Here is an 18,682-nt window from a genome sequence, read left to right as displayed (position 1 = left end):
AACTTTCTAATATAAATTTTTACTTAAGAGTGAAGCAAGTATATACATAATGATGTATTTGGTATTTACAGTATTGCTTATTATATTTGATTATTATATATTGGTATTGTAGTTGCTTAAATATGAGGGTTGTAAAATGAGAAAAGTAATTCATCAAAATTTTAATGCGGTTGACCATTTTGTAATTCCACAATTAACATATCTTGGTGCTCCAATGGGTACAAAACCGGGACAAAGTTATTATAGGAGTGCGCCAGATATTAGTGATGCAGTAATTAATGAATCTTATATTTTAAGTCAGCAAGATTTAACAAACTGGGATGAAAGGAATGCTTTTACTGAAGAAGAATACAATGCATTAGAAATAGCACAGAAACTACAGCTTGAAACATTACATAGCATAAAAGACGATGTTGCAGGTTGCTATACACTTCATCAATCAGAGTTAGCTGGGCTTGGACTAATTGATAATATTGATCGGTCTCACATTCATACTTTAAGACTCGATAACAGTTCGTCAAATGAAAGTAGGTTATTTCATGTTGCAAGAATCATAAATTTTTATGAAGATAATTTTAAAATGAAGTTTGGTGAGTTAGATGGTCAAGTTTATAATTTGTTTCTTAAAGAAGCTGGTTTAGATCAGTTAGGGCTTACAAATGAAGTTTTAGAGCAGTACAAAGACCAAGCAAAAGCGTTAGATCATGAAATTAAAATAAATCATTTTTTTAGTAGTTTTCATAAATTATGTGACTTATTACCAAAAAATGAGCAGTTATTAATTCTATTGCCTGCAATATTGCAAAATGTTGGAGATTTTCAAAGTATGATTAATACTACTCAAGTAGCAACTAATGAAGATATAGGGCTTAAGTTGAGTGTGATTAGTAATCAATTATCTGTTCTAGCATTACAGTATCCTAAAGATAGCCAAGAAAGAGTTGCAATCCAAGGATTTGTATCTGATGTAATGGAGGATTGGCAAAGAAGATTCCCATTAGAATTAGAAAAATCACCACCTGCTATTTTTAATCAAGCTGAGACAGAAGTTTCTATAAGTGAACCTAGTTATAATGCGTGATTTTAGTTAAATAAAGCATAACTTGAATTAATATGTTTATTAATAACATAATGATATGTTACTTTAAGTATTGAGAGTGTTTAAATAGTAAATTAGCTAAAGGGGTATCGTCACCTTGATGCATACCTAAGATATTAACTTCGAGATATTTATTTTTATCCATATTGCTCCAATTGATTTTATAACCATATTTTCTGGCTAACATTGAAAAAAAAGCTCGATTAACTCGACCATTATCTTCTCTAAATGGGTGAACAACATTAACATCATTAAAATATTTAGCAATTTTTTCACACATTTCATAATGGCCAAAGTGATCAAAACTCTCATTTAAAAGATGATGAAATATTTTATCGATTTCATGTTTAATATTAGTTGGTTTTGCAAAAAGTGAGTTATCTTTAGCAATATCGATTAGTCTTTCTTGTCCAGCCCAATCATAAATATCTTCAAATAAAAATTTATGTATAGCCTTTAAGTGATTATAATTAAAGCTCCCCTTAGGTAGAGACATTTGTATTTTTACATCATATATTTCTTTTTCTATTTTGTTAAGATCATCCTGATTATATAGGTCAAATTTGTTTTTTAAAACATTTGAATTAGGATATAAATAAGGGTCGGTACTCATAAATTAAGCATGTTCTTCTAGCTTATAAGCATTTGCTAATTTTTTTGCTTTTTCATGCGTTTTCTGTAAAGCATCCTCTAATGATACTGTACCTTGATCAATTGAACGAAGTCGGTTTATTTCTTCTTGAGTTGGATTTACATTTTCCAAAAACATACTGCCAAGTGCTTCTAAGGATGACTTAGATAAATTTGATATATCTAAACTTTCTTTTTTACAGTAGTCGTATAAATTCATGATATTATCTCCCAACTATATAAATAGTATAGCATTTTTTATATTATTTTGCACTGAATTTATGTGTAAACTAAATTGCTTGATATTTAAAAATTAATAATATATTATTTTTTGTTTCTAATATTATAAATATTGATAGTTTGGGGAGCTTGCAAGTATATGAAGGCAGTTATTTTTGATTTTGATCATACAATTACATTAACACATACTAAGGGCATTAATTTACGTGAGCTAAAGGAAGGTCATGATGATTATGAAGTCCTTTCTGATATGTACGAAAATCCGATCAATCATGTGAACCCTAGTTTTTTGAAGTTTTTGCATTACTGTTTAGGTGAAGGTATACCAATTTATATTGCAACTCGAGGTCCAGTCTCTAATGCTATTGATATTGTTAATCGAGCTTATCAAAAGTGGTGTACAGAAACTGGTGAAGTACCACATCAACAAACTCCTTTTAATGAAAATAATGTTGTTGGTGCTGGTACTGTAATTAATGCTAAGCTACAAACAGTCGAAAGTATAGGTCAAGATTGTAAAGAAGCATTAATAGGTGAACTTAGAAAAAGAATAGACCAATCAATTGAATCAGAAGATATTTTATTTATTGATGATGAGTTTGATAATTATGATTCAGCAAGAGGTATTGGTATTAGTGTTTATGAACCTGTTGTTGAAGAAGGTAATGACTCTGATTTTGAAGAGGAAGGTGATGAACCGGACTATAATGAAAAGCATAAAACTGCAATCAGCAATTCCCGCTATTAATGACACGGGTTGCAAATAAAGACTTTTAGACCGATCATATATTTATTTTTCGTAACCTAGTTATTTTACAATGAACAATCAATTTAAAAAACATCTATCTATACCAGGTTTATTACACACATTAAGAAATAGCTTTGCAAAAGCTACTGATAGGAAGTCATCCAGCATTTACTCACTTGTTGATTGTTTGATGTGTGGCATGGCAGTATTTGGAATGAAGTATCCTTCATTACTTAAATTTGATAAAGATATGCGATCAGAGGGCAGTTTGGTTAAAAATAATATTAGCTCATTATATAAAGTTGAAAAAGTGCCATGTGATACATATTTACGTGAACGTTTAGATGAAATTGATTATCTTCAATTACGTCAGTCATTTAATGCATTACTAAGCAATCTACAAAGAGGTAAAGTTCTAGAGCAATATTGTTTTTATAATGATTATTATTTGATTTCCAGTGACGGCACAGGGATGTTTTCATCACATGAAGTGCATTGTGATAATTGCTGTGTAAAACATCACCGTAATGGAACAAAAACTTATTATCATCAAATGTTGTGTGCTTCGATTGTACATCCTGATATAAAGCAAGTGATTCCATTAGCGCCTGAGCCAATTATTAAAAGTGATGGAACAAAGAAAAATGATTGTGAGCGAAATGCAGCGAAACGTTTAATTAAACGTCTTCGCCAAGAACACCCGCACTTAGCAATGATTTTTGTTGAAGATGCCTTATATGCCAATGGCCCTCATATTGATGACCTAAACAAACATAATATTCATTATATTCTAGGAGTAAAACCAAGTGATCATACCTGGCTTTTTGACTGGGTTAAAGCAAGTAAATCCGAGTTTTTGTCGATGTCACTAGAGGGTGTTAAACATGAATTTGAGTGGGTTAATCAAGCTGAATTAAATGAAACTAGAAGTGATATTAAGGTTAACTTTTTGTCTTATAAACAGACAAATAAAAAAGGTAAAGTACAGCATTTTACTTGGGTGACAGACCTTGATCTTAATTCAAACAATGTATTTAAAATAATGACAGGAGCACGTGCACGCTGGAAAATTGAAAATGAGACATTTAATACATTAAAAAATCAAGGGTATAATTTTGAACACAATTTTGGTCATGGAGCAAACAACTTATGTACAGTATTTGGCTTTTTGATGCTATTGGCATTTTTGGTAGATCAAATTCAAGAACTATGCTGTCCATTATTTAAGTCGGCATTAAAAAAATTAGAGACAAGAAGTCGTTTATGGGACAGAATAAGAAGTGCTTTTTTTATAGCACAGATTAATAGTTGGGAAGCGCTATATTTACACCTATCAGGAAAAGTTAAAGCCCAATTGATCATCGACACTGGTTAATTATATTTTGCCATGAACATCGTGTTTTTAACTATACCCGGTTATTTATTAATGAGACATAAAAATCTAATATACGGTGCATATGCTGTAGCGGTAAGTATTGTCAATGAGAATGCTAATGGAATTAATAATTAAATGAAAAATTAAGCGGGAATAGCTGAACTGCAATTAGAGAACTTGACTTTCAAGAAATTAAAGATGAATATTTTCAGCAACAGCAACAGCAACAGCAACAGCAACAGCAACAGCAACAGCAACAGCAACAGCAACAGCAACAGCAACAGCAACAGCAGGGGGGGAAATACCTCTTTTTGCATGAAAGAGATGATAATGATGAAGGCTTAGAGAGAGCAGCTAAGAGAGGAAGGTTTGATTATTGATATCATTATCATTATTAAATACATTTACTAGGTTTTGGCAATCCAGCAATTTTAGCAGCTTGTCGTGCAGGGCTTTCAGGGAATAAGCTTTGCAAATAAAGACTTGTACCTTTTTTATCACCAAATTTAAGCTTTAGTGCTTTAACTAGTGCTCGAATGGCAGGTGAAGTTTGATATTCTTGATAAAAATCTCGTAAAAAATAGATGACTTCCCAATGCGCTTGGGTTAATTTGATTTTTTCATTTTCAGCAGTTTGTTCTGCAAATGCTTTATCCCATAAATCTAATTGAAGTAAAAATCCATCTTTATCAGTAGGGTAGTTCATATATTACAACCCCAGCTCATTCCAGATCTGATCAATTTTATGCTTAACATCATTAGACATAGTAATTGGTTTGCCCCACTCACGATTAGTTTCACCTGGTAGTTTATTTGTTGCGTCAAAACCAACTTTTGAACCAAGGCCTGAAATAGGAGATGCAAAGTCAAGATAATCAATCGGTGTATGATCGATCATCGTTGTATCACGAATTGGATCCATTCGAGTTGTCATTGCCCAAATAACATCTTCCCATGAACGGATATTAATATCATCATCAACAACAATAACAAATTTAGTATACATAAATTGGCGTAGAAATGACCAAATTCCCATCATGATGCGTTTAGCATGGCCTGGATATTGTTTTTTGATGCTAATAACAGCCAGTCGATAAGAACAGCCTTCAGGTGGTAAATAAAAGTCTGTAATTTCAGGAAACTGCTTTTGTAAGATAGGCACAAATACTTCATTTAACGCAACACCTAGAATTGCTGGTTCGTCAGGTGGCCTACCAGTATAGGTGCTATGATAAATTGGATTAGAACGCATGGTGATTGCTTCTACAGTAAAAACAGGGAATTGTTCTACTTCATTATAGTAACCTGTATGATCGCCATAAGGCCCTTCAGGTGCAGTTTCACCTGGGTAGATAAAGCCTTCAAGCACAATTTCTGCATTGGCTGGAACTTCTAAATCATGTGTGGTGCATTTTGTAAGCTCAGTTTTATTACCACGTAGAAGGCCTGCAAAGGCATATTCTGATAAGGTATCTGGTATAGGTGTTACTGCTGCAAGAATCGTTGCAGGATCTGTGCCTAAAGTTACGGCAATCGGAAAAGGTTTGTTAGGGTTTTTTTGACAAAATTCTTTAAAATCTAGTGCGCCACCACGATGTGATAACCAGCGCATAATCAGTTTATTTTTATCTAATACTTGTTGACGATAAATACCTAAGTTTTGGCGCTCTTTGTTTGGGCCTTTAGTGGTTACTAGGCCCCAAGTAATTAAAGGGGCTGCATCTTCTGGCCAACATAACTGAATAGGTAAATCCCAGAGGTTAACTTCATTACCTCTTAAAATGATCTCTTGGCATAAGGGCTTTTTAATGTGTTTTGGTGAAAGATTAAGTACTTGCTTAAAGACGGGCCACTTCTCTATTGCATCTTTAAACCCTTTGGGTGGCTCAGGTTCTTTCAAATAAGCAAGTAGTTTACCAATATCTCTTAATGCATCAATTGATTGAGCACCCATTGCCATTGCAACACGCTCAGGGGTGCCAAAGAGATTGGTTAATACAGGAATTTTTGATTGATGACTTGGATTATTAAATAAAAGTGCTGGACCTTTATTTTTGAGTACGCGGTCAGAAATTTCAGTCATTTCAAGTGTTGGGCTAACGGGATAGGCGATTCTTTTTAATTCATTTTTATCTTCTAAACACTTAAGGAAATCTCTTAAATCATGATATTGAGTCATTGAGATTAGCCACCACGTTTCATAGCAGTGAAAAAGTCCTGATTGGTTTTTGTGTTTCTCATACGTTCAGTTAAAAATTCAATTGCTTGAATCTCATCCATGTTATGAAGAATTTTACGCAGAATCCACATATGTTGTAATTCTTCTTTTGGTGTTAATAGCTCTTCACGACGCGTGCCAGATTTAGCAAAGTTAATAGCAGGATAAACTCGCTTTTCAGCAATGCGGCGATCTAGATGAAGCTCCATATTACCTGTACCTTTAAACTCTTCAAAAATGACTTCATCCATTTTAGAGCCAGTGTCTATTAAGGCAGTTGCAATAATCGTTAAGCTACCGCCTTCAGCTGTATTACGAGCAGCACCAAAAAAGCGTTTAGGGCGTTGTAGGGCATTGGCCTCAACACCACCTGATAAAACTTTACCAGAAGAAGGAGAAACTGTGTTATAAGCACGTGCTAGACGTGTAATAGAGTCAAGTAAAATAACAACATCTTGTTTATGTTCAACCATCCGCTTGGCTTTTTCTATGACAAGTTCAGCTAATTGGACATGGCGTGCGGCAGGTTCATCAAATGTACTAGCAACAACTTCGCCTTGAACAGAGCGTTGCATTTCAGTTACTTCTTCAGGGCGTTCATCAATTAAAAGTACAATCAGATAGCTTTCTGGGTAACGTCTAGCAACAGATGAAGCAATATTCTGCATCATCATCGTTTTTCCAGCTTTTGGTGGAGATACAATCAAGCCACGTTGCCCTTTACCAAATGGTGAAGATAGATCAATCACTCTTGCTGTGATATCTTCGGTTGTACCATTGCCCATTTCCATGCGTAAACGCTCTTCAGGAAATAGTGGTGTTAAGTTTTCAAATAGAATTTTTGTTCTAGCAACTTCAGGCGAGTCAAAGTTGACTGAATCAATGTGTTTGATTGCAAAATATCTTTCATTATCTTTTGGTGGACGTATTTTACCGACAATACTATCGCCTGTTCTTAAATTTAACTTACGAATAAATGTAGGTGAGACATAAATATCATCCGGAGAAGCAAAGTAAGAGCTATCTGCAGAACGTAAAAAGCCATAACCATCTTGAAGTACTTCTAGGACGCCTTCACCATAAATATCTTCACCACTATCAGCGTGACCTTTTAAAATGGTGAAAATTAGCTCTTGCTTACGCACACGTCCGGTTGTTTCAAGTCCAAGTGATTGAGAAAGCTCCATCAATTCCGGTATAGACTTTTGTTTTAACTCAGTTAGATTCATTAGTGATGATCTCTTTTAGTAGGTTGTTGGGTTAAACATATCTCATTGAAAAATATTCTAGATGTAATTTTGAACTAATGATTTTTTAGTATCATAGCAGATAATAGAAAGAAAAAAAAATAATTATAGGTTACTTTCGATAAAAGCAATTAGTTGTTGTTTGCTCATTGCACCAACTTTGGTTGCTTCAACGCCGCCATCTTTAAAAATCATTAAAGTTGGAATGCCGCGAACACCATATTTAGTTGGGGATTCTGGATTGTCATCAACATTAATTTTAACAAATTTAATTTTGTCGCTGTGAGAGCCAGCAAGTTCTTCAAACAAAGGACCAATCATTTTACAAGGTCCACACCAAGGCGCCCAGTAATCTACAATTACAGGTAAATCTGATTGAATGACTTCACTTTCAAAATTTTGGTCAGTTACATTAACAACACTCATTTATGTTCTCCTAAAACTATTCAATTAAGTATATTATCCTAAAAATTAAGAAATCTAACGCTTTTAAATTTTAAATACGTAGCTTTTTGCGTATTATGTTAGCTAATTTCTACATGAAGTCAAAGGATTATTTGGGAGTTAATTTATGCATGAGAAAATATTGGCAACAATTGATTTAGGTTCAAATAGTTTTCATATGCTAATCTCAAGTGTTATTGGAACAAGTGGAAGTTATCAGATTAAAACACTCTATCGAAATAAGTATAAAGTCCAGTTACGTTCAGGTTTAGATAATGAAGGTCATTTATCAACTGAAGTGCAGGGTAAAGCATTAGAGTGTTTGGGGAATTTTTCTGAATCAATTAAAAAGTATGCGGTAACTGATATAAAAGCTTTAGGAACTTATACCTTAAGAAAAGCACAAGCAAATAATCAAGCGTTTTTAATGAAGGCATCAAATGTACTTGGAGCTGAAATTGAAGTGATTTCAGGTTTGGAAGAAGCAAGGTTAATTTATGTTGGTGCATCAAAGATGGCAAACTTAGATAAAGAGCAGGCTTTAATAATTGATATTGGTGGCGGTAGTACAGAACTTGTTATTGGTAAAGGGCGAGATATTATTGAGCTTGAAAGTCTTGAAGTGGGTTGTGTTAGTGTCCAAGATCAATTTTTTTCAGATAACAAATTATCATTGAGTAATTTTGTTTCTGCAATTACATATACTAAAGAGGTTCTAAAACCAATTATTAAGACTTATAAACAAATTGGTTGGCAACGAACACTAGGTGCATCGGGTACGATTCGCTCAATTGCCTCTGTAATGAAAGCACTACATTGGAATCAAGGAGAAATTTCTAAATCTGGCTTAGATGGTATTTGTGCAAAACTGATCGAGTTAAAGGTGGTTGATGCAATTTCATTACCAGGTTTGCGAGTAGATAGAGAAAATATTTTACCCGGTGGTTTTTGTGTTTTATATGCTATTTTTGATCTGCTCAATATTGATTTGATGTATCAATCAAATGGAGCCTTAAGGGAAGGAATGCTTTTTGAAATGGTTGATGAAATGTTTCTCTAATCTTATGATAATAGTTTGAATACTCAAGCATAGAGATATAGAATAAAGGCGTTTAAAAACGCATGACACATAAGTATATTTCCAGTATGAAAATTGAAAGCTTAAAATCCTTAAAGAAAAAAACACTCTTAGTTGAATCTAAAAAATTAATGTCGATATCTGTATGGCGACGACGTGTTATTTTTTGGGGAGGTGGTATTTCAGTTGGCTTAGTTTGTGTTTTATTTGCTTATTTATGTGATCATGTTAATAGTTGGTTTTTACGTTTTTCAGGCAATTACCCTTATTGGCCATTAGTCATTACACCTGTTGGTTTTATGCTAATTGTCTATGTGATGCGCTATATGTTTGATGGTTCAGAAGGTAGTGGTATTCCACAAGTAATGACAGCACTTCAAGTTAAAAATGCAAAACGCAGGAGTCGATTGGTTTCAATTCGTATAGCATTAGGTAAATTTGGGTTAACCATTGTAGGGTTTATGTGTGGGGCATCAATTGGTCGAGAAGGGCCAACCATACAGTTAAGTGCATCAGTGATGAACTTTTTTGGTAAATTAGATAAATTTAAACGAGATGATGTTGAGCGAGGATTATTACTAGCTGGAGGGGCAGCAGGGATTGCTGCAGCATTTAACGCACCATTAGCTGGAGTGATTTTTGCAATTGAAGAGTTAGCAGGTTCTTATGAAAAAGGTGTTAGCGGTACGATTATTACAACGGTTGTATTATCTGGTATTGTTGCAATGGGTTTTTTGGGAGACTATACCTATTTTGGTTCATCTTCTGCCAGTTTAAATATATTTCAAGATGGTTGGTTTATTATATTAGTTTGTGCTGTTTTAGGTGGCTTATTAGGTGGCTTATTTAGTTGGCTTTTAATTTATATTTCAGGACAAATGCTTAGTGTTGTCAGACGGCATCCTTTATGGATAGCAGGGATTTTAGGGCTAGCTGTTGCATTAATTGGTTTGATTTCACATGGTGAGACTTATGGTAGTGGCTATGAAGCAGCTAAAGCAGTAATTACAGGTGATAGTCAATCGACTAGTATTTTATATGGGTTTTATAAAATGCTGGCAACATTATTAACCTACTTAAGTGGAATTCCAGGTGGTATATTTGCACCGTCATTATCAGCAGGGGCAGGTTTTGGCAGTATGATATCTCACTTTTTTACGCCTGAGTATCAAGGAGCAATTGTATTATTAGTCATGGTTGCTTACTTCTCAGGGGTTGTACAAAGTCCAATTACTGCATTTATTATCGTTTCAGAGATGACTGATACGGCAACAAGTAATATGCTACTGCCTATTATGATTAGCTCTATTATTGCGACAACTGTATCTAGGGCAATTTGTAGAGAACCGCTCTATCATGCATTGGCAAAACGCTATTTAGATAAAGTTAAAGAAAGTAAACAAAAAGATAAAATAAAATGATAGGCTTTGTAACACCAATAGTAGACATCTGCAATTAAACCCTATAGACTTTCACATTTGTATATTTAGACAGTATTAATTAGTTTTTGATTAAAATTGAACTTGAGGAAAACATCTATGCAAGTAACGGTAGAAAAAAAAGATGGTATTCAATGTGATTTAACCATTGAAGTTCCAGCAAAAGAAATTGACCAAGAAGTTAATAAACGATTGAAAGAAATTTCTAAAAATGCGCGTATTGATGGCTTTAGACCAGGTAAAGTGCCAGTAAGATTTATTAAGCAACGTTATGGTGATCAGATACGTTCTGAAGTCATTGGTGATGTATTGCCAAAACGATCTTATGAGGCAATTGAATCAGAAAAACTAAAAGCGGCTGGAATTACAGAAGTTAAAGTCACTCAAGATAAAGAAGGTGAAGACTTAAAATTTGTTGCTCAAGTTGAATTGTATCCTGAATTTGAAGTTAAGGGTATTGAAGAAATTAAAGTAGAAAAGCCAGTTGTTAAATTAGGTGAAGCTGAAGTAGATCAAATGATTGAAACATTAAGAAAGCAGACAGCTGAATATAATGCAGTTGACCGCCCAGCAGCGATTGATGATCAAGTTAAAGTTGATTATGTTGGTACAATTGATGAAGAAGAGTTTGAAGGTGGTTCGCAAGAAGATGCTGAAATTATTCTTGGCTCTAAGCAGATGATACCTGGATTTGAAGATGGTGTTGTTGGTATGACTAATGGTGAGGAAAAAACAATTAAAGTTACTTTCCCTGAGGAATATCATAATAAGAACTTAGGTGGAAAAGAAGCTGAGTTTAAGATTACTTTAAAAGCAATACAAGAGCCAATACTACCAGAATTAGATGAAGCATTCTTCAAGCGCTTTAACGTTGAAGGTGATTTTGATACGTTTAAGCGTGAAATTGAAAATAATATGAAGCGTGAACTAAAAGCTGCGATCAAGAAGAAAATTAAAGAGCAAGTATTTAATGGTCTAAAAGAGCAGAATGAGATTGATGTTCCTAAAAGCTTGGTTCAAAATGAAATTAGTAAAGCTAAACAAGAACTAATCCAACGCTTTGGTGGTGAAAAAAGTGGTATTAAAGCTGAAAATATTCCAAATGAAATGTTTGAAAAACCATCTTTTGATCGCGTTAAACTTGGCCTGATTGTGGGTAAATTATTTGAACAGCATGAATTTGAACCTGAACAAAAGCGTATTGACCAAATGATTGATGAAGTGGTTTCAGTCTATGAAGATGCAGATAATGTTAAAAAACATATTCTTGAAAATAAGCAAGAAATGGATAATATTAAGCATGCTGTATTAGAAGACCAGTTGGTTGATACATTATTAGAAAGTGCTCAAGTATCTGAGAAAGATGCTGACTTTTTTGAGTTGGTTCGCTCTGTTATGGGGCAGCAGCAACGCTAGCTACTAATTAGTGTTGACTGTTGTAATAAATACAAGCACTATCAAGTAGTATTTAAAAAGCCATGTTTTTAATATGGCTTGTACCAAAAATTTAATTGACGTGGTTTTAGTTTAAGAAATTGCATACAAAGAGGGGACGATTATGCATAATACGTTAGTTCCTATGGTAATTGAACAAACATCTCGTGGTGAGCGTTCATTTGACATTTATTCAAGACTCCTAAAGGAGCGTATAGTTTTTATGGTTGGTGAGGTCAATGATCACACTGCCAATTTAGTTATTGCCCAATTATTATTTTTAGAAAGTGAAAATCCTGATAAAGATATACATTTATATATAAATTCACCTGGGGGTGTGGTCACTGCTGGTATGGCAATTTATGATACGATGCAGTTGATTAAACCAGATGTAAGTACGATGTGTATTGGTCAAGCTGCTAGTATGGGGGCTGTATTATTAGCTTCAGGCAATAAAGGGAAACGTTTTTGTTTGCCACATTCGCAGGTTATGATTCATCAGCCATTAGGTGGATTTCAGGGTCAAGCAACTGATATTGAAATTCATGCTAAAAATACGATGCGAGTAAAAGAAACTTTAAACCGTGTTTTGGCAAAACATACGGGTAAAAAATATGATCAACTAGTTCAAGATACAGATCGAGACTATTTCTTATCGGCAGAAGAGGCAATGCAGTATGGTCTAGTTGATGCAGTCATGGAATCTAAAAGTAGTTCAAACAAATCAAAATAAATTATATTAAAATTAAAATTGCTGCAAAAGCACTTGAAGTTTTGGAAAAAGCCTCCATTTTGATTTATTGTTAAAGTATAAATTCAAATTAGGATAATAAGATTATGCCTAGAAAGAAAAAATCAGGTGATGGTACTAGCGGCAAAACACTTTACTGCTCTTTTTGTGGTAAGAGCCAGCATGAAGTAAAAAAATTAATTGCAGGACCTTCAGTTTATATCTGTGATGAATGTGTAGATTTATGTCGTGATATTATTATTGATCAAAGACAATCTACTACTGAAGAAGAAGAGGAAAGAGCTTTACCAAAACCTCATGAGATTAAAAAACATCTTGATCAGTACGTCATTGGTCAAGATTTTGCAAAGAAAGTTTTATCTGTTGCGGTATATAATCACTATAAACGTATTTTTTCAAAAAAAGATACAAGTGATGAGAGTGAAGATAGTAGTGATATAGAACTTAGCAAAAGTAATATTCTTTTAATTGGACCGACAGGTAATGGTAAAACACTATTAGCACAAACACTAGCAAAGATGTTGGATGTTCCATTTGCTATTGCAGATGCAACAACTTTAACTGAAGCAGGCTATGTCGGTGAAGATGTTGAAAATGTAATTCAGAAATTACTTCAAAATGCGGATTACAAAGCAGATAAAGCCCAACGAGGTATTATCTATATTGATGAAATTGATAAGATTGCAAGAAAAAGTGAAAATCCTTCAATTACAAGAGATGTTTCAGGCGAAGGTGTTCAGCAAGCATTATTAAAATTAATAGAAGGTACAGTTGCTTCTGTGCCGCCTAAAGGTGGACGTAAGCACCCGCAGCAAGAATTTGAACAAATTGATACAGCTAATATTTTATTTATTTGTGGTGGTTCATTTGCAGGTATTGAAAATGTTATTCGTCAAAGAACTGAGAAGTCAGGAATTGGTTTTGGTGCTGAAGTTGTTAGTGAAACTGATCGTCAGGCGCATAATCAGTTGATGAAAAAAACAGAGCCTGAAGATCTAGTGAAATTTGGACTTATTCCTGAATTTATAGGGCGTTTGCCAGTAATTGCTGTTTTAGAAGAGTTAGATGAAGAAGGTTTAGCTAGAATTTTAACTGAGCCAAAAAATGCACTTTTAAAACAGTATAAACATCTGTTTAGTTTAGAAGAAGTTGAAATTGAATTTAAAGATTCAGCAGTTAAAGCAGCAGCAAAAAAAGCGTTAGATAGAAAAACTGGTGCACGTGGTTTAAGATCAATCCTGGAAAATGCGCTATTAGATGCTATGTTTGAAGTACCATCATTAGAAAATGTTAAAAAGGTAATTATTGATGATCGTGTAATTAGAGGAGAAAGCGCTGCTTTGGTTGTTTTAGAAAACGAAGAAGAAGTTAGACTTTCGTCATCTGCATGAGTGAAAAATATATTTTAACATATAAAAATTTAGGGATTTGTAATGAGTCAAGAGGTAGAGAGAGTAACAGAACAACAAGTTAGTGCTTATCCTGTATTGGCGTTAAGAGATGTGGTTGTTTATCCAAATATGGTTGTACCTTTGTTCATTGGACGTGAAAAATCAGTTCGCGCAATTGAAAAAGCGATGGCAACGAATCAAAAGATCGTACTGGTAGCACAAAAGGAAGCTAATGATAAAGATCCATTACCTGATTATTTGTTTGAATTAGGTACGATGGCTTCGATATTGCAATTATTAAAGCTACCGGATGGTACATTAAAAGTTTTAGTTGAAGGTGAGAAAAGAGCGCGTATTAGTCGCTATGCGACTGACTTTGCTTATTTATCTGCAGAAATTGAATTAATTGAAGATAATGAACCACCTGAAGATGTAACAGAACCAATTACACGTACTTTAGTGACTGAATTTGATCAATACGTCAAATTAAATAAAAAAATCCCACCTGAAGTCATTAACTCTGTTTCTAGTACACGTCAATTAGGACGTTTGGTGGATACGATTGCTGCACATATGAGTCTTAAAATAGAAGATCGCCAAGCGCTATTAGAAGCTTTAGATGTTTGTAAGCGTGCAGAGAAGTTAATGGTGTTGATGGAAACTGAAATGGATATTCTCCAAGTTGAGCGCACGATTATGAAGCGTGTGAAACAACAGATGGAGAGAAATCAAAGAGAATACTATCTCAACGAGCAGATGAAAGCAATTCAAAAAGAGCTAGGAGAGATGGAAGATGGTCAAAATGAATTAGATGATATTGAAAGTCGCATTAAAGAAGCGAAAATGTCTCAAGAAGCAGAAAAAAAAGGCATGCAAGAGCTTAAAAAGCTTAGAATGATGTCACCGGCTTCATCTGAGGCTACAGTATCGCGTAATTATATAGATACGCTAATTAATGTTCCTTGGTCAAAACGTTCTCGTGTTAAAAAAGATCTAACAAAAGCTGAAGAAGTCTTAAATGTTGATCATTATGGTTTGGAAAAAGTAAAAGAACGTATTTTAGAGTACTTAGCTGTTCAACAAAGAAAACGTAAGCTTAAAGGGCCAATTTTATGTTTGGTTGGACCGCCAGGTGTTGGTAAAACATCTTTGGGGCAATCTATTGCAAGGGCAACTGGACGTCATTATGTTAGAATGGCGTTAGGTGGTGTGCGTGATGAAGCTGAAATTAGAGGCCATCGTAGGACTTATATTGGTTCATTACCAGGTCAGATTATTCAAAAAATGACTAAAGCTGGTACAAGAAATCCATTATTTCTACTTGATGAGATTGATAAAATGAGTATGGATTTTAGAGGAGACCCAGCGTCAGCAATGCTTGAAGTGTTAGATCCTGAGCAAAACCATGCGTTTAATGATCATTATCTTGAAGTTGATTATGATTTATCAGATGTAATGTTTGTTGCAACTGCTAACTCATTAAATATTCCAGAGCCACTACTAGATCGTATGGAAGTGATTCGTTTATCTGGTTATACAGAAGATGAAAAACTGAATATTGCTAATCGTTACCTTGTACCAAAGCAGATTGAGGCAACAGGTCTTAAAAAAGGTGAAATTGAGATTTCGGATAAAATCATTACAGATGTTATTCGTTATTATACAAGAGAAGCAGGTGTTCGTGAGCTTGAACGTTATATTGCAACTTTGTGCCGTAAATCAGTTAAATCATTACTATTGGATAAAAAACTAAAACATATAAAAATTACATCTGAAATATTAGAAGATTACTTGGGTGTTAAAAAGTACCGTTATGGTATTGCTGATGAGAAGCCATTGATTGGACAAGTAACTGGGCTTGCTTGGACTAGAGTTGGTGGTGAGTTATTAAAAATTGAAGCTGTCGCCACACCTGGTAAAGGTAAAGTTGTTAGTACCGGTAAGCTTGGTGATGTCATGCAAGAGTCAATTCAGGCAGCTGTTACTGTTGTTAGAAGTTTAGCTGATAAGCTTAATTTAAAAGATGACTTTTATGAAAAATATGATTTGCATGTCCATTTGCCTGAAGGTGCGACACCCAAAGATGGACCAAGCGCGGGTATTGCAATGTGTACTTCATTAGTTTCAGTATTAGCGGATGAACCAGTCAGGGCTGATGTTGCAATGACTGGTGAAATAACACTGAGAGGTGAAGTTTTACCGATTGGTGGCTTGAAAGAAAAACTATTAGCTGCTTTACGTGGTGGAATTAAAACGGTATTAATTCCAGAAGAAAATAAACGTGAACTAGTTGAGATGCCAGATAATATTAAAGATGGTTTGGAAATTATTCCAGTTCAGTGGGTTAATGAGGTATTAACACATGCTTTAGTTAATGGCAAAAAACTATTAAATAAATCTAAAAAATCAAGCCCATCAGCTAAAAAAACACAAAAAACTAAGAATAGTGAGAAAAAGAGCTAGATTAGAGTTGACTGACTGAAAAGGCCTTGCTATAACTAGCAATAATCCTGCAAAATAGCTGGTCTTCAGTAGGTTTTTAGGGATAATAAGTTTGTTAACAAGTAAGAGGATAGACCTGTGAATAAAAGTGAATTAGTCACCGCAATCTCAAAGGAAGCTGATGTAACAAAAGAAGTTGCTCAAAGAGTGTTAGATGCAACCATTACATCGATTACAAGCTCACTTAAAAAAGGTGATCAAGTTAGTCTTGTTGGTTTCGGATCATTTCAGGTTCGTAAGCGTGCTGCTCGTCAAGGGCGTAACCCTAAAACTGGCCAGCCTATGACGATTTCTGCGTCAAAATCACCAGTATTTAAAGCTGGTAAAGGATTAAAGGATGCGGTTAATTGACATAAACCGTTTTCTTTGATTTTTATAAGAGCTTAAAGCTTACAAAAGGCATGCCGTTTTCGGGATGCCTTTTTTATTATGACTATGCTAAAATGTCGAAAAATTAAAAGAACTTAGAAAGAATTAAGGAAGCTTTTGTTATGCTGCAATCAATCCATGATAAGCTTAAAGGATGGGCTAGTGCCGTTATTATTGGCGTAATAAGTGTGGTATTTGTTTTATGGGGCATTAGTTATTATTTTGAAGGCAATAACCAACGCGGACAGACAGTTGCAAAAGTGGGTAAAACAAATATTACTGATTTTGAAGTTCAGCAACAACTAAATCAAATGAGACAAGGCTTATCTCAAGAAGGTATTACTGATTTAAATAATCCTAAGTATCAGAAACTTGCTCTATCACAATTAATCAATCAACAATTGCAAAAGCAAGGTGCACTACAAATGGGTGTCAAAGTTTCTCAAGCACTGATTGATCAACAAATTACACAGATGCCATACTTTCAAGAAAATGGCCAATTTTCTAAAGAAAAATATGATCAATTTTTACGCGTTAGTGGCTATACATTACCAATGCTTAGAAGTATGTTAGAAGATAATATTTTATCATCTCAGGTTACAGTAGGTTTAATAGGCAGTGACTTTGTGCTTCCAAGTGAAGAAACTGCAACTTTTAATTTATTATTTCAAAAACGTAAAGTAAGCTATACTGAAGTGCCTTATGCTGAAGTATCAACAAAAACTTCTATTACTGATGATGAAATTTCTAAGTATTATAAAGCACATCAGAGTGAATTTATTCAGCCAGCAGAAGTTAAAGTTAGTTATATTGAGCTAACATTAGTTGATATACAAAAGCGAATTACAGTAACAGATGGTCAAATTCAAGCTTTTTATGATGCAAACAAATCTCAATTTACGACAAAGCAAAAAGATGGAAAAACGATAGTAAAGCCACTCTCTGAAGTTAAGACAGAAATTAAAAACCAATTATCTAAAGAACAGGCACAAGTTTTATATTCTTCTATTGGTAATAAAATGGCTAATTTAGCTTATGAATCTCCTGATAGTTTAGAAAGTGCAGCGAAAGAAGCAAAGGTGGCGGTTAAAGTAAGTGACTTTTTTACACGAGCTACAGGTAGTGGTATTGCCAAAAATAAATCAGTTAGAGAAGCAGCCTTTAGTCATGATGTATTAAAAAATAAATACAATAGTGATGTAATAAATATATCACCAACAGAAGCTGTTATTATTCGTTTAAATCAATATAAACTACAACAAGAAAAGCCATTAAAAGAAGTTAGCACTCAAATACGTACTATTTTAGCTCAGAAACAAAAACAAAAATGGTTAAAATCAAAAGCTTCAGTTGTTATTACTGAACTAAATAATGCTAAGTCAGTTAACAAACTTGTTAGTGTTCCTTTAAATTGGAAACAATTATTAGTTGCAAGAACAAGTACACAGCTACCTGAAAATGTCATTAAATCTATTATGTCAGCACCTATAAATGATCTACTTCAATCAAAATATCACTTACTTGAGGCGAATAAAGCTTTATATATTTATCGTATTGAAAGTACTATCAAACCTAGTAAAGCTGATACTAATTATTACAGAATGCAAATGCAAAGTGAATCAATGGCAAAAAATATGCAATTTTCTTTACAGTATCAAGCCTATTTAGACTATTTAAAAAATGTAATTTCTGTAAAGCTTGAATCAGAAAACTAATT

Annotated in this window: 18 protein-coding genes; 11 read left to right on the top strand and 7 right to left on the bottom strand. The window is 33.9% G+C overall.

The genetic code is table 11. The features are described from left to right. Positions 1-136 precede the first annotated feature (136 nt). On the top strand, positions 137-1,081 hold the full coding sequence (locus KFE69_09385; GenBank protein UTW41716.1) for a hypothetical protein: 945 nt from the start codon (positions 137-139) through the stop codon (positions 1,079-1,081). 58 nt (positions 1,082-1,139) lie between these two features. Here the strand turns inward: KFE69_09385 and KFE69_09380 are convergent, their stop codons facing one another. Both KFE69_09380 and KFE69_09375 read right to left on the bottom strand, forming a co-directional pair. Then, positions 1,140-1,712: a Fic family protein gene (locus tag KFE69_09380; protein ID UTW41715.1), complete on the bottom strand. Its 573-nt coding sequence runs from the start codon at positions 1,710-1,712 to the stop codon at positions 1,140-1,142. Between the two features lie 3 nt (positions 1,713-1,715). Then, positions 1,716-1,949 carry a hypothetical protein gene (locus KFE69_09375; GenBank protein UTW41714.1) on the bottom strand — a complete coding sequence of 78 codons (234 nt, stop codon included), beginning with the start codon at positions 1,947-1,949 and terminating at the stop codon, positions 1,716-1,718. A 159-nt stretch (positions 1,950-2,108) separates the two neighbouring features. On the opposite strand from KFE69_09375, the gene KFE69_09370 reads away from it, so the two are divergent. Both KFE69_09370 and KFE69_09365 read left to right on the top strand, forming a co-directional pair. Continuing rightward, on the top strand, positions 2,109-2,717 hold the full coding sequence (locus KFE69_09370; protein ID UTW41713.1) for a hypothetical protein: 609 nt from the start codon (positions 2,109-2,111) through the stop codon (positions 2,715-2,717). Between the two features lie 70 nt (positions 2,718-2,787). Continuing rightward, positions 2,788-4,092, top strand: coding sequence for a transposase (locus KFE69_09365; GenBank protein UTW41712.1), 1,305 nt, complete (start codon positions 2,788-2,790; stop codon positions 4,090-4,092). Between the two features lie 143 nt (positions 4,093-4,235). Here the strand turns inward: KFE69_09365 and KFE69_09360 are convergent, their stop codons facing one another. The 5 genes from KFE69_09360 to trxA form a co-directional block, all read right to left on the bottom strand. Further along, positions 4,236-4,409 carry a hypothetical protein gene (locus KFE69_09360; protein UTW41711.1) on the bottom strand — a complete coding sequence of 58 codons (174 nt, stop codon included), beginning with the start codon at positions 4,407-4,409 and terminating at the stop codon, positions 4,236-4,238. Between the two features lie 77 nt (positions 4,410-4,486). After that, the gene (locus tag KFE69_09355; protein ID UTW41710.1) at positions 4,487-4,798 is read right to left on the bottom strand and encodes a TusE/DsrC/DsvC family sulfur relay protein; all 312 of its coding nucleotides are present in this window, start codon (positions 4,796-4,798) and stop codon (positions 4,487-4,489) included. Between the two features lie 3 nt (positions 4,799-4,801). Continuing rightward, entirely contained in the window at positions 4,802-6,271 is a 1,470-nt protein-coding gene (ubiD, locus tag KFE69_09350; GenBank protein ID UTW41709.1) for a 4-hydroxy-3-polyprenylbenzoate decarboxylase, read from the bottom strand. 5 nt (positions 6,272-6,276) lie between these two features. Further along, the gene (gene rho / locus KFE69_09345) at positions 6,277-7,539 is read right to left on the bottom strand and encodes a transcription termination factor Rho (GenBank protein UTW41708.1); all 1,263 of its coding nucleotides are present in this window, start codon (positions 7,537-7,539) and stop codon (positions 6,277-6,279) included. A 123-nt stretch (positions 7,540-7,662) separates the two neighbouring features. Continuing rightward, on the bottom strand, positions 7,663-7,983 hold the full coding sequence (gene trxA / locus KFE69_09340; protein ID UTW41707.1) for a thioredoxin: 321 nt from the start codon (positions 7,981-7,983) through the stop codon (positions 7,663-7,665). Positions 7,984-8,128: 145 nt separating this feature from the next. Between trxA and KFE69_09335 the strand changes: the two genes are divergently transcribed. The 8 genes from KFE69_09335 to KFE69_09300 all read left to right on the top strand — a co-directional run bounded on the left by KFE69_09335 (position 8,129) and on the right by KFE69_09300 (position 18,680). Next, a complete protein-coding gene (locus KFE69_09335; protein ID UTW41706.1) occupies positions 8,129-9,061 on the top strand; it encodes a Ppx/GppA family phosphatase in 933 nt (310 codons plus the stop codon). A gap of 86 nt (positions 9,062-9,147) precedes the next feature. After that, positions 9,148-10,500 carry a chloride channel protein gene (locus tag KFE69_09330; protein ID UTW44049.1) on the top strand — a complete coding sequence of 451 codons (1,353 nt, stop codon included), beginning with the start codon at positions 9,148-9,150 and terminating at the stop codon, positions 10,498-10,500. Positions 10,501-10,617: 117 nt separating this feature from the next. Then, positions 10,618-11,934, top strand: coding sequence for a trigger factor (gene tig, locus KFE69_09325; GenBank protein UTW41705.1), 1,317 nt, complete (start codon positions 10,618-10,620; stop codon positions 11,932-11,934). A 142-nt stretch (positions 11,935-12,076) separates the two neighbouring features. Beyond that, complete coding sequence (gene clpP, locus KFE69_09320; protein UTW41704.1) at positions 12,077-12,685, top strand: ATP-dependent Clp endopeptidase proteolytic subunit ClpP; 609 nt, start codon at positions 12,077-12,079, stop codon at positions 12,683-12,685. A gap of 104 nt (positions 12,686-12,789) precedes the next feature. Continuing rightward, entirely contained in the window at positions 12,790-14,094 is a 1,305-nt protein-coding gene (gene clpX, locus KFE69_09315) for an ATP-dependent Clp protease ATP-binding subunit ClpX (protein ID UTW41703.1), read from the top strand. A gap of 42 nt (positions 14,095-14,136) precedes the next feature. Then, a complete protein-coding gene (gene lon / locus KFE69_09310; GenBank protein ID UTW41702.1) occupies positions 14,137-16,557 on the top strand; it encodes an endopeptidase La in 2,421 nt (806 codons plus the stop codon). A gap of 117 nt (positions 16,558-16,674) precedes the next feature. Beyond that, entirely contained in the window at positions 16,675-16,947 is a 273-nt protein-coding gene (locus KFE69_09305; protein ID UTW41701.1) for an HU family DNA-binding protein, read from the top strand. 140 nt (positions 16,948-17,087) lie between these two features. Beyond that, a complete protein-coding gene (locus KFE69_09300) occupies positions 17,088-18,680 on the top strand; it encodes a SurA N-terminal domain-containing protein (GenBank protein UTW41700.1) in 1,593 nt (530 codons plus the stop codon). The last annotated feature ends 2 nt before the right edge of the window (positions 18,681-18,682 follow it).

Source organism: bacterium SCSIO 12844, assembly GCA_024397935.1.
GTDB lineage: Bacteria > Pseudomonadota > Gammaproteobacteria > Francisellales > Francisellaceae > M0027.
The sequence above is the reverse complement of the archived record's forward strand: the minus strand, read 5'-3'. Positions and strand labels throughout refer to the sequence as shown.

Excerpts from the sequence above, each read along its gene's own strand:
- KFE69_09385 (UTW41716.1), top strand. The coding sequence starts at position 137 with ATGAGAAAAGTAATTCATCAAAATTTTAATGCGGTTGACCATTTTGTA.
- KFE69_09380 (UTW41715.1), bottom strand. The coding sequence starts at position 1,712 with ATGAGTACCGACCCTTATTTATATCCTAATTCAAATGTTTTAAAAAAC.
- KFE69_09375 (UTW41714.1), bottom strand. The coding sequence starts at position 1,949 with ATGAATTTATACGACTACTGTAAAAAAGAAAGTTTAGATATATCAAAT.
- KFE69_09370 (UTW41713.1), top strand. The coding sequence starts at position 2,109 with ATGAAGGCAGTTATTTTTGATTTTGATCATACAATTACATTAACACAT.
- KFE69_09365 (UTW41712.1), top strand. The coding sequence starts at position 2,788 with ATGAACAATCAATTTAAAAAACATCTATCTATACCAGGTTTATTACAC.
- KFE69_09360 (UTW41711.1), bottom strand. The coding sequence starts at position 4,409 with ATGCAAAAAGAGGTATTTCCCCCCCTGCTGTTGCTGTTGCTGTTGCTG.
- KFE69_09355 (UTW41710.1), bottom strand. The coding sequence starts at position 4,798 with ATGAACTACCCTACTGATAAAGATGGATTTTTACTTCAATTAGATTTA.
- ubiD (UTW41709.1), bottom strand. The coding sequence starts at position 6,271 with ATGACTCAATATCATGATTTAAGAGATTTCCTTAAGTGTTTAGAAGAT.
- rho (UTW41708.1), bottom strand. The coding sequence starts at position 7,539 with ATGAATCTAACTGAGTTAAAACAAAAGTCTATACCGGAATTGATGGAG.
- trxA (UTW41707.1), bottom strand. The coding sequence starts at position 7,983 with ATGAGTGTTGTTAATGTAACTGACCAAAATTTTGAAAGTGAAGTCATT.
- KFE69_09335 (UTW41706.1), top strand. The coding sequence starts at position 8,129 with ATGCATGAGAAAATATTGGCAACAATTGATTTAGGTTCAAATAGTTTT.
- KFE69_09330 (UTW44049.1), top strand. The coding sequence starts at position 9,148 with ATGAAAATTGAAAGCTTAAAATCCTTAAAGAAAAAAACACTCTTAGTT.
- tig (UTW41705.1), top strand. The coding sequence starts at position 10,618 with ATGCAAGTAACGGTAGAAAAAAAAGATGGTATTCAATGTGATTTAACC.
- clpP (UTW41704.1), top strand. The coding sequence starts at position 12,077 with ATGCATAATACGTTAGTTCCTATGGTAATTGAACAAACATCTCGTGGT.
- clpX (UTW41703.1), top strand. The coding sequence starts at position 12,790 with ATGCCTAGAAAGAAAAAATCAGGTGATGGTACTAGCGGCAAAACACTT.
- lon (UTW41702.1), top strand. The coding sequence starts at position 14,137 with ATGAGTCAAGAGGTAGAGAGAGTAACAGAACAACAAGTTAGTGCTTAT.
- KFE69_09300 (UTW41700.1), top strand. The coding sequence starts at position 17,088 with ATGCTGCAATCAATCCATGATAAGCTTAAAGGATGGGCTAGTGCCGTT.